This window comes from Mycobacterium colombiense (assembly GCF_001672755.1).
GTDB classification, from domain to species: domain Bacteria; phylum Actinomycetota; class Actinomycetes; order Mycobacteriales; family Mycobacteriaceae; genus Mycobacterium; species Mycobacterium colombiense_C.
Genome location: NZ_LZKI01000176.1, coordinates 1 through 11,131 on the forward strand (window position 1 = coordinate 1; position 11,131 = coordinate 11,131).

The following is an 11,131-nucleotide window of genomic DNA, read 5'->3' on the forward strand; positions in this document are numbered from 1 at the left end:
CCTACGGCCCGAGCACACGCGACCACTTGCTCGACATCTGGCGACGCGACGACCTGGCCCCCGGGTGCCGGGCGCCGGTGCTGATCCAGGTGCCGGGTGGGGCGTGGACGCTGAACGGCCGGCGCCCGCAGGCCTACACGCTGATGAGCCGAATGGTTCAACTCGGCTGGATCTGCGTCTCGATCGACTACAGCAAGAGCCCGCGCGCCACCTTCCCCGCGCACCTGATCGACGTGAAAAGGGCAATTGCCTGGGTGCGGGAGAACATCGCCGACTACGGCGGCGACCCCGACTTCATCGCGATCACCGGCGGCTCGGCGGGCGGGCACCTGGCCTCCCTCGCGGCGCTCACCCCCAACGACCCCACCTTCCAACCGGGCTTCGAAAACGCCGACACCACCGTGCAAGCGGTGGCGCCCTATTACGGCGTCTACGACTTCACCGATTTCGAGAACATGCACCCGCTGATGCTGCCGTTCCTCGAACAGTTCGTCATGAAGGCCCGCTACGCCGACGAGCCCGAGCGCTTCACGGCGGCGTCGCCGGTTTCCTACGTGCACAGCGACGCACCCCCCTTCTTCGTGCTGCACGGCGAGAAGGACGAGTTGGTGCCCAGCGGCCAGGCTCGCGCGTTCTGCGCGGCGCTGCGCGCGGCCGGGGCGGCCACGGTGGCCCACGCCGAACTCGGCAACGCGCACCACGCTTTCGACATCACCCCGACGGTTCGATCACGGCTCGCAGCTGACGCCGTCGCCGATTTCCTCGGGGTCGTCTACGGGCGGCGCGTCAGCTCGCTGCTGGATTCGCTGCCCTTGTCGGCCACTTCGGCCAGCTGAGCCCTGGCCGGGGAACCTGCCGGTCCTTTCACCAGCGCGGTAACCCGACTAGCGTTGGGTGGACCATTGGGGTTGGTGGGGTCCAAAGGCAGGAGGCTTGATCGACGGTGACAACGTTGACGCGTCGAGCTGATGACCATGACTGAGTCTGTCGAGGCGATTAAGTTGTCCGACGAGCTCGGGCCGGTCGACTACCTGCTGCACAGGGGAGAGGCGAATCCCCGCACCCGGTCCGGGATCATGGCGCTGGAGCTCCTGGACTGCACGCCGGACTGGGAACAATTCCGCGCCCGACTCGAAAGCGCCTCGCGACGCGTGTTGCGGCTGCGGCAAAAGGTCGTCGTGCCGACCCTGCCGACAGCGTCGCCGCGCTGGGTGGTCGATCCCGACTTCAACCTGGATTTCCACGTGCGCCGCGTGCGGGTGTCCGAACCCGGCACGCTGCGTGAGGTATTCGATCTCGCCGAGGTCATCCTGCAGTCGCCGATGGACATCTCGCGGCCGCTGTGGACGGCCACCCTGGTCGAGGGGCTGGCCGACGGCCAGGCCGCGACGCTGCTGCATGTCAGTCACGCCGTCACCGACGGCGTGGGTGGGGTCCAGATGTTCGCCGAGATCTATGACCTCGAGCGCAATCCGCCGGCCAAGCCGACACTGCCGCTGCCCGTCCCGCAGGACCTGACATCCAATGATCTGATGCGCCAGGGCATTAACCACCTGCCCTTCGCCGTCGTCGGCGGCGTCATGAACGCGCTGTCCGGTGCGGTCTCGGCCGCCGGGCGGGCGGTCTTGGAACCGACGGCCACCGTGTCCGGGATCGTCGGGTACGCCATGTCGGGCATGCGGGTGCTCAACCGGGCCGCCGAGCCGTCGCCGCTGCTGCGGCGGCGCAGCCTGGCGACCCGCAGCGAGGCGATCGATATCCCGCTCGCCGACCTGCACAAGGCCGCGAAGGCCGGCGGCGGGTCGATCAACGACGCCTACCTGGCCGGCCTCTGCGGCGCCTTGCGCCGCTACCACCAGGCGTTCGGCGTGCCGATCAGCACGCTGCCGATGGCGGTGCCGGTCAGCCTGCGGGCCGAAGCGGACACCGCCGGCGGCAACCGGTTCACCGGCGTCAACCTGGCCGCGCCGATCGGGACCGCCGACCCCGTCTCCCGGATGAAAAAGATTCGCGCCCAGATGACGCAGCGTCGCGACGAGCCCGCGATGAACATCATCGGTTCGATGGCGCCGGTGCTCAGTGTGTTGCCCACCGCGGTGCTGGAAGGGATCACCGGCTCGGTGATCGGCTCCGACGTGCAGGCCAGCAACGTCCCGGTCTTCCCCGGCGACACCTACCTCGCCGGTGCAAAAGTCCTGCGGCAGTACGGTATCGGTCCGCTGCCGGGAGTGGCGATGATGGTGGTGCTGATTTCGCGGGGCGGATGGTGCACCATCACCGTGCGCTACGACAAGGCCTCGGTGCGAAACGAGGCGTTGTTCGCCCAATGCCTGCTGGACGGCTTCGACGAGATCCTGGCGCTGGCCGGCGATCCGCCACCGCGCGCCGTGCCCGCCTCGTTCGCCGAGCCGGCCGTGTCCACCCGATCGGTGGCGGGCTCGTGAGCGCCTCGAACGAGCAGGGCGATAAGGGCGAAACTCCAGGGCAGGACATGCGGCTGCCCGGCTCGGTGGCCGAGATCATGGCCAGCCCCGCCGGTGCCAAGATCGGTGCGTTCTTCGACCTGGACGGCACGCTGGTCGCGGGGTTCACTGCGATCATCCTGACCCAGGAGCGGCTGCTGCGCCGCGACATGGGCGTGGGGGAGCTGCTCGGCATGGTGCAGGCCGGGCTGAGCCACACCCTCGGTCGCATCGAATTCGAGGACCTGATCGGCAAGGCCGCCGCGGCGCTCACCGGGCGGCTGCTCGACGACTTGGAAGAGATCGGCGAGCGGATGTTCATCCAGCGGATCGAGTCGCGGATCTACCCGGAGATGCGCGAGCTGGTGCGCGCCCACATGGCACGCGGCCACACCGTGGTGCTCAGCTCGTCGGCGCTGACCATCCAGGTCAACCCGGTCGCGCGTTTCCTCGGCATTCCCAACATGCTCACCAACAAGTTCGAGACCACCGAGGACGGCATGCTCACCGGCGGCGTCGAGAAGCCGATCCTGTGGGGTCCGGGCAAAGCCGCTGCGGTGCAACGCTTTGCGGCCGAGCACGACATCGATCTCAAGGACAGCTACTTCTACGCCGACGGCGACGAGGACGTCGCCCTGATGTATCTGGTGGGTAATCCGCGGCCGACGAATCCCGAGGGCAAGATGGCCGCGGTGGCCAAGCGCCGCGGTTGGCCTATCCTGCGGTTCAGCAGCCGCGGCCCGGTGGGATTGCGGCGCCAGCTGCGCACGCTCGCCGGCTTCGGCTCGATGTTCCCCGTCGCCGCCGGCGCGGTGGGCATCGGGGTGCTGACCCGCAACCGGCGCCGCGGCGTCAACTTCTTCACCTCCAACTTCTCTCAGTTGTCGCTCGCGATCGCCGGCGTGCAGCTCAACGTCATCGGCAGGGAGAACCTGACCGCGCAACGGCCGGCGGTCTTTATCTTCAACCACCGCAACCAAGTTGACCCGGTCATCACCGGCGCGCTGGTGCGTGACAATTGGGTCGGTGTGGGCAAGAAGGAGTTGCAGAAAGACCCCGTCATGGGCACGCTGGGCAGGCTGGTGGACGGCGTGTTCATCGACCGCGACGATCAGGCCGCCGCGGTGGAGATGCTGCACGAGGTCGAAGACCGTGCGCGCAGGGGGCTTTCGATAGTGATCGCCCCGGAGGGCACCCGGGTCGACACCACCGAGGTCGGCCCGTTCAAGAAGGGGCCGTTCCGGATTGCGATGGCCGCGGGCATCCCGATCGTCCCGATCGTGATCCGCAACGCCGAGCTCGTCGCCGCCCGTAACTCGACCGTCATCAACCCGGGCACCGTCGACGTCGCGGTCTTTCCGCCGATCTCGGTGCAGGACTGGACGCTTGACACGCTGCCGGAGCGCATCGCCGAGGTGCGTCAGCTGTACCTGGACACGCTCGCCAACTGGCCCGTCGGCGAGTTGCCCGAGGTCGACCTGTACGCCGAGAAGAAGGCGGCAGACAAGGCGCAGAGCCGCACAGCCAAGGCACCGGCCAACAAGGCGGCGGCGAAGAAGGCTGCGGCCAAGAAGGCCCCGGCAAAGAAGACCCCGGTGGCGAAGAAAGCCCCGGCAAAGAAGGCGGCTTCAAAAGCCAAGCCGCCCAAGGCAAACCCCCACGAATCCCAGGCCGCCCTCAAAGACGGTGAGGCACAACGACCCGCCGCTGAGGCGGCGGCCGTCAACGCGGAGCCACCCGAATCGCCGCCCCGAGGGCATCCGTGACCGAACCGGCCGCGGATAGCAGCGCGGTCCTTGCCGGACGAGACTCGCTGATATTGGCGTCGATGGCCTCGCCGGTCGAGATGCAACTGGTGACGGCGTGGATGGATCAGCAGCGCACCGCGCATGAGGGGGCGAACTTCGGCCTGGTGAAACTGCCCCCGCTCGACGCGCCGCCGGAAGCGATGACGGTCCTGGCCGAACAGCTCGAATCCGGGAAAGACCGCTCGATCGTGCCGGTGCGGGTGTTCTGGCTGCCCGAGCCGGATCGCGGCCGGGTGGCCAAGCTGGCCGGCCTGCTCCCCGGCCGGGATCCCTACCACCCCAACCAACGCCAGCAAGAACGGATCGTGCGGACCGCCCCCTGGCGCGCACGGGTGGTGGCCGGTGAAGCGGCCACCGTCTCCGAGCTGCGCCGGCAATGGCGAGACACCACGGTCGGGGACGACAAGAACGACTTCGTCCAATTCGTGATCCGCCGCGCCATCTTGGCGATGGAGCGCGTCGAGTACCGGATCCTCGGGCCGCAGTACAAGTCACCGCGGCTGGTGAAGCCGGAGATACTGGCCTCGAACCGGTTTCGCGCGGGCCTGGCCAAGATCCCAGGCGCCACCGTCGACGAGGCCGGAAAGATGCTCGACGAACTCGCCACCGGGTGGAGTCGGGCCTCGGTCGACCTCGTCGGGGTTCTCGGCAGGATGCTCAGCCGCGGGTTCGATCCCGAGATCGACTACGACGGCTACCAGGTCGCGGCGATGCGGGCCGGCCTGGAAGCGCACCCGGCGGTGCTGTTGTTCTCCCACCGGTCCTACATCGACGGCGCGGTGGTGCCGGTCGCCATGCAGGAGAACCGATTACCGCCGGTGCACGTATTCGCCGGCATCAACCTGTCGTTCGGCGCGATGGGCCCGCTGTTGCGGCGCTCCGGTGTCATCTTCATCCGCCGCAACATCGGCAACGACCAGCTCTACAAGTACGTGCTGCGCGAGTACGTCGGCTACATAGTCGAAAAGCGGTTCAACCTGAGCTGGTCGATCGAGGGTACCCGGTCGCGCACCGGAAAGATGCTGCCGCCCAAGCTGGGTCTGCTGGCCTACGTCGCCGACGCCTACCTGGACGGCCGCAGCGAAGACATTCTGCTGCAACCGGTCTCGATCAGCTTCGATCAGCTGCACGAGACCGCCGAGTACGCCGCCTACGCCCGTGGAGGCGAGAAGACACCCGAGGGCGTCGGCTGGCTGTACAACTTCATCCGCGCGCAGGGCGAGCGCAACTACGGCAAGATCTACGTCCGATTCCCCGAAGCCGTGTCGATGCGCCAGTACCTGGGTGTCCCGCACGGCCCGCTGACGCAGGACCCGGACGCCAAAAGGCTTGCACTGCAGAAAATGTCGTTTGAGGTCGCCTGGCGGATCCTGCAAGCGACGCCGGTCACGGCGACGGGCCTGGTGTGCGCGCTGCTGCTGACCACCCGCGGCGCTGCGTTGACGCTCGGCCAGCTGCACCACACCCTGCAGGACTCGCTGGATTACCTGGAACGCAAACAAAACCCGATGTCCACCAGCGCGTTGCGGCTGCGCACGCACGACGGGGTGCGCGCGGCGGTCGACGCGCTATCCAACGGACACCCCATCACCCGCGTCGACGGCGGCCGGGAACCGGTGTGGCGCATCGCACCCGACGAGCAGCACGCCGCGGCCTTCTACCGCAACTCGGTGATTCACGCGTTCCTGGAGACCTCGATCGTCGAACTCGCGCTGGCCCACGCCCGCCACGTCGACGGCGACCGCATGGAGGCGTTCTGGACCCAGGCGATGCGGCTGCGCGATCTGCTGAAGTTCGACTTCTATTTCGCCGACTCGGCGACCTTCCGGGACAACATCGCCGAAGAGATGGCGTGGCACAACAATTGGGCAGCCCACGTGTCCGCTGGAGGCGACGAGATCCGCGCGCTGTTGTTCGCCAAGCGTCCGCTGATGGCGGACGCGATGCTTCGGGTGTTCTTCGAGGCCTACGAGATCGTCGCCGACGTGCTGCGTGACGCGCCCGCGGACATCGGACACAAGGAGCTGACCGACCTGGCGTTGGGCGTCGGCCGACAGTATGTGGCGCAGACCCGGATCCGCAGCAGCGAATCGGTGTCGACGCTGCTGTTCGCCACCGCCCGCCAAGTCGTCGAGGATCAAAATCTGATCGCGCCGGCCCCGGACCTGGCCGACAGGCGCGCCGCTTTCCTGCAAGAGCTGCGCGACATCCTGCAAGACTTCAACTACGTCGGCCAGATCGCGCGCGAGCAGTTCGTGGCCCGCGAGGCCAAGGCGCGCCAGGACCTTCTGGACGGCCAGACTCTGTAGCCGGCGGGCCCGCCCATACCCTGGACTTATGACCGTCGCCCCGCCGGCCGGCAAGGCCCCGGCCGAGGCCGCCACCCAACGCCGCGCGCTGGTGTGGCCGGTGCTGGCCGGTGTCGCGGTGCTGGCGGGCTGCACGGCCGCCGGCATCGGGACGCTCTCGCTGGCCAGCGCGCTGACCGTGACCGGCCTGCCCGACCCGGGCCAGGTGACGACGCTCGGGCTGCCGTTCGTCCGCGCCGCGGGTGAGATCGCCGCCGTCCTCGCGGTCGGGTCCTTCCTGTTCGCCGCGTTCCTGGTGCCGCCGCAGCGCAACGGTGTCCTCGACGCCGACGGCTATCGGGCGCTTCGGCTCGGGACGGTGGCGTCGGGGGTTTGGGCGGTGTGCGCCGCCCTGCTGGTCCCGCTGACCATTTCCGACGTATCCGGCCATCCGGTCGCCGACATTCCGCCGATGCGGATGTGGTCCTTGGCGGGTCTGATCACCAACGCCTCGGCCTGGCGCTGGACCGCGATCATGGCCGCGGTGATCACGCTGGCAAGCCTGTCGGTGCTGCGCTGGTCGTGGACGCCGGCGCTGGCCGCCGCGGCGGTGATGACGCTGATTCCGCTGGGCCTGACCGGTCATTCGTCGGCCGGCGGTTCGCACGACCTGGCCACCAACGGCCTGCTGATCCACCTGATCGCCGCCAGCCTGTGGGCCGGTGGTCTGCTCGCCCTGCTGGCCCACGCCCTGCGCGGCGGCGGCCACCTCGGGCTGGCCGCCCGGCGTTTCTCGATGATCGCGCTCTGGTGTTGGGTCGCGATGGCGGTGAGCGGAGTGGTCAACGCCCTGGTGCGTGTGCAGCCGGCCGACCTGTTCAGCACCGACTACGGCCGACTGGTCACCGCCAAGTTCGTCGCGCTGTGCCTGCTGGGCGGCCTCGGCTGGCGCCAGCGGCGCGTGAGTGTGGCTGCGTTGCAGGCGGATCCGACTCCGGCGCGGGCACGTGGTGCGCTGCTGCGGCTGACCCTGATCGAGGCCGCCATTTTCGGCCTCACCTTCGGCATCGCCGTCGGGCTGGGCCGCACCCCGCCGCCGCCACCGCCGGCCCGGCTGCCTTCGATCCCCGAGGCCGAGATCGGTTACGACTTCGACGGGCCGCCCACCGTGGCGCGCATCCTGTTCGACTGGCGCTTCGACCTGATCTTCGGCTCCGCCGCCCTCGTCTTCGCCGCGCTGTATGTGGTGGCGCTGGTGCGGCTGCATCGGCGCGGCGACACCTGGCCACCGGGTCGGACCATTTCCTGGCTGCTCGGCTGCCTGGTCTTGCTGTTCGTGACGTCGTCGGGCGTGGGGCGCTACATGCCGGCGATGTTCAGCATGCACATGGTGGTGCACATGTGCCTGTCGATGTTGATCCCGATCCTGCTGGTGCTCGGCGCCCCGGTCACCCTGGCGCTGCGGGCGCTGCCGGCGGCGGGCCGTGACGAGCCGCCGGGCATGCGGGAGTGGCTGTTGGCCGCGCTGCACAGCCGCGTCTCCCGATTCCTCACCAACCCGGTGGTGGCCACCGTGCTGTTCGTCGCCGGGTTCTACGGGCTGTACCTGTCGAACCTCTTCGACACGACCGCGAGCAGCCACGCCGGGCATCTGGCGATGAACGTGCATTTTCTGGTGAGCGGCTACCTGTTCTATTGGGTGGTGATCGGGGTGGACCCGACGCCGCGACCGATTCCGCCGCTGGCCAAGGTGGCCGTGGTGTTCGCGTCGCTGCCGCTGCACGCCTTCTTCGGTGTGGTGCTGATGGGCACCAAGAAGGTGCTCGGCGGCGACTATTACCGTTCCCTCGGCCTGAGCTGGCACACCGATCTGCTGGGCGATCAGCACCTGGGCGGGGGCATCGCCTGGTCGGCGGGGGAGTTCCCGCTGGTGATCGTCATGCTCGCGCTGCTGATCCAGTGGGCGCGCAGCGATCGCCGTACCGCCAAGCGGCTGGACCGGGCCGCCGACCGCGACGATGACGCCGAGCTGGTCGCCTACAACGCGATGTTGGCGCAGCTGGCGCAGGGCGAGACGCCCAAGCGATCCGGCCAGGCCCCCGCCGATCCCGACTGATCCACAGTCGGAGTTTCTTCCACAGCGACGGCCGATTCGAGGTTGTCCCCACGGCGTTCGTCGGTGGCGCCGCGCCTACTGGCAGCCATAGCCAATGCAATCGAGAAGGGATCAGCCCATGTTCGAAACCCCGCTTACAGTCGTCGGTCACATCGTCAACGACCCCGCCCGCCGCAAGGTCGGCGACCAGGAGGTCATCAAGTTCCGGGTGGCGAGCAACTCGCGCCGCCGCACCGGCGACGGCGGCTGGGAACACGGGCACTCGCTGTTCGTCACCGTCAACTGCTGGGGGAAGCTGGTCACCGGGGTGGGCGCCGCGCTGGGCAAGGGCGCGCCGGTGATCGTGGTGGGTCACGTGTACACCAGCGAGTACGAGGACCGCGACGGCAACCGCCGCTCGTCGGTGGAGATGCGGGCGACCGCGGTCGGGCCGGACCTGTCCCGCGTCATCGTGCGCATCGAGAAGCCCGGCTACACCGGACCCAACGCCGGGCAGGACGGCGCGGCCCCGGGAACTCCCGTGGACGGTGTGGACGTTAGTAGCGAGGACCAGCTGGTCGGCGACGATCCGGCCGGCACCGGTGATGCGACCGCCGAGCAGGCCCCGCTGTCCATCCCCGCCTGAGCCTGGTCGGCGCGGGGCTGCCGCCGGCGGGCGATGCCTAGGATGGTCCGCGAGATCACTTCGCAAACCAGAAAGGCACAACCGCGGCATGGCTGAGTTCATCTACACGATGAAAAAGGTCCGCAAGGCGCACGGCGACAAGGTGATCCTGGACGACGTCACGTTGAGCTTCTATCCAGGCGCCAAGATCGGTGTCGTCGGCCCCAACGGCGCCGGCAAGTCGAGCGTCTTGCGGATCATGGCGGGCCTGGACAAGCCGAACAACGGTGATGCCTTCTTGGCCAACGACGCGACCGTCGGCATCCTGCTGCAGGAGCCCCCGCTGAACGAGGAGAAGACCGTTCGCGGCAACGTCGAAGAAGGCCTGGGCGAGATCAAGGTCAAGCTCGACCGGTTCAACGAGGTCGCCGAGCTGATGGCCACCGACTACTCCGATGAGCTGATGGAGGAGATGGGTCGGCTGCAGGAGGAGCTGGACCACGCCGACGCGTGGGACCTCGATTCGCAGCTGGAGCAGGCCATGGACGCGCTGCGCTGCCCGCCGCCCGACGAGCCGGTGACCAATCTGTCCGGTGGTGAACGCCGCCGCGTCGCGCTGTGCAAGCTGTTGCTGTCCAAGCCCGACCTGCTGCTGCTCGACGAGCCCACCAACCACCTGGACGCCGAGAGCGTGCAGTGGCTCGAGCAGCACCTCGCCTCCTACGCGGGCGCGATCCTGGCGGTCACCCACGACCGGTACTTCCTGGACAACGTCGCCGAATGGATCCTGGAGCTGGACCGCGGCCGCGCCTACCCCTACGAGGGCAACTACTCCACGTACCTGGAGAAGAAGGCCGAGCGGATCGCGGTGCAGGGCCGCAAGGATGCCAAGCTGCAGAAGCGGTTGACCGAGGAGCTGGCGTGGGTGCGCTCCGGCGCCAAGGCGCGCCAGGCCAAAAGCAAGGCGCGGCTGCAGCGCTACGAGGAGATGGCCGCCGAGGCCGAGAAGACGCGCAAGCTCGACTTCGAGGAGATCCAGATCCCGGTCGGCCCGCGGCTGGGCAACGTGGTGGTCGAGGTCGACCATCTCGACAAGGGCTACGACGGCCGCACCCTGATCAAGGACCTGTCCTTCACCCTGCCGCGCAACGGCATCGTCGGCGTCATCGGCCCCAACGGGGTCGGGAAGACCACGCTGTTCAAAACCATCGTCGGGCTCGAGCAGCCGGACAGCGGCACGGTCAAGGTCGGCGAGACGGTCAAGCTCAGTTATGTCGACCAGACCCGCGCCGGAATCGATCCCAAAAAGAACGTGTGGGAAGTCGTCTCCGACGGGTTGGACCACATCGTCGTCGGCCAGACCGAGGTGCCGTCGCGGGCCTACGTGTCGGCGTTCGGGTTCAAGGGACCGGACCAGCAGAAGCCGGCCGGCGTGCTCTCCGGTGGCGAGCGCAACAGGCTCAACCTCGCGCTGACGCTCAAACAGGGCGGAAACCTCATCCTGCTCGACGAGCCCACCAACGACCTCGACGTCGAGACGCTGAGTTCTCTGGAGAACGCCCTCGAGCAATTCCCCGGCTGCGCGGTGGTGATCTCGCACGACCGGTGGTTCCTGGACCGCACCTGCACGCACATCCTGGCCTGGGAGGGTGACGACGACAACGAGGCCAAGTGGTTCTGGTTCGAGGGCAACTTCGGTGCATACGAGGAGAACAAGATCGAACGCCTCGGCGCCGAAGCAGCGCGGCCGCACAGGGTGACCCACCGCAAGCTAACGCGCGACTAGTGTCAGCTCTGCCCCGGGCCGCCAGGCAACGGGGCGACCGAGCGCACTGACAACCGTCGCCAGTTGG

7 protein-coding genes are annotated in these 11,131 nt (G+C 68.3%); all 7 read left to right on the forward strand.

The window, feature by feature from the left end; genetic code table 11:
- Nucleotides 1–836, forward strand: an 836-nt coding sequence (locus A5708_RS22530; RefSeq protein WP_065030746.1) for an alpha/beta hydrolase, incomplete at its 5' end; no start/stop codon positions are given.
- Nucleotides 837–974: 138 nt separating this feature from the next.
- The gene (locus A5708_RS22535; protein WP_155766145.1) at nucleotides 975–2,444 is read left to right on the forward strand and encodes a WS/DGAT/MGAT family O-acyltransferase; all 1,470 of its coding nucleotides are present in this window, start codon (nucleotides 975–977) and stop codon (nucleotides 2,442–2,444) included.
- Nucleotides 2,441–4,228 (forward strand): HAD-IB family hydrolase/lysophospholipid acyltransferase family protein, encoded by a 1,788-nt coding sequence (locus A5708_RS22540; protein ID WP_065030748.1) that lies wholly within the window; start codon nucleotides 2,441–2,443, stop codon nucleotides 4,226–4,228. The genes A5708_RS22535 and A5708_RS22540 overlap by 4 nt, the downstream gene beginning before the upstream one ends.
- Nucleotides 4,225–6,579: a glycerol-3-phosphate 1-O-acyltransferase gene (locus A5708_RS22545; protein WP_065030749.1), complete on the forward strand. Its 2,355-nt coding sequence runs from the start codon at nucleotides 4,225–4,227 to the stop codon at nucleotides 6,577–6,579. Before A5708_RS22540 ends, A5708_RS22545 begins: the two co-directional genes overlap by 4 nt.
- A 28-nt stretch (nucleotides 6,580–6,607) precedes the next feature.
- Nucleotides 6,608–8,674 carry a cytochrome c oxidase assembly protein gene (locus tag A5708_RS22550; protein ID WP_065030750.1) on the forward strand — a complete coding sequence of 689 codons (2,067 nt, stop codon included), beginning with the start codon at nucleotides 6,608–6,610 and terminating at the stop codon, nucleotides 8,672–8,674.
- 118 nt (nucleotides 8,675–8,792) lie between these two features.
- Entirely contained in the window at nucleotides 8,793–9,299 is a 507-nt protein-coding gene (locus A5708_RS22555; RefSeq protein ID WP_065030751.1) for a single-stranded DNA-binding protein, read from the forward strand.
- Nucleotides 9,300–9,387: 88 nt separating this feature from the next.
- Entirely contained in the window at nucleotides 9,388–11,064 is a 1,677-nt protein-coding gene (gene ettA, locus A5708_RS22560) for an energy-dependent translational throttle protein EttA (RefSeq protein ID WP_065030752.1), read from the forward strand.
- Nucleotides 11,065–11,131 lie beyond the last annotated feature (67 nt).

Bases quoted from the DNA above. Each gene is read 5' to 3' on its own strand.
- A5708_RS22535 (WP_155766145.1), top strand. From the start codon at position 975: ATGACTGAGTCTGTCGAGGCGATTAAGTTGTCCGACGAGCTCGGGCCG.
- A5708_RS22550 (WP_065030750.1), top strand. From the start codon at position 6,608: ATGACCGTCGCCCCGCCGGCCGGCAAGGCCCCGGCCGAGGCCGCCACC.
- A5708_RS22555 (WP_065030751.1), top strand. From the start codon at position 8,793: ATGTTCGAAACCCCGCTTACAGTCGTCGGTCACATCGTCAACGACCCC.
- ettA (WP_065030752.1), top strand. From the start codon at position 9,388: ATGGCTGAGTTCATCTACACGATGAAAAAGGTCCGCAAGGCGCACGGC.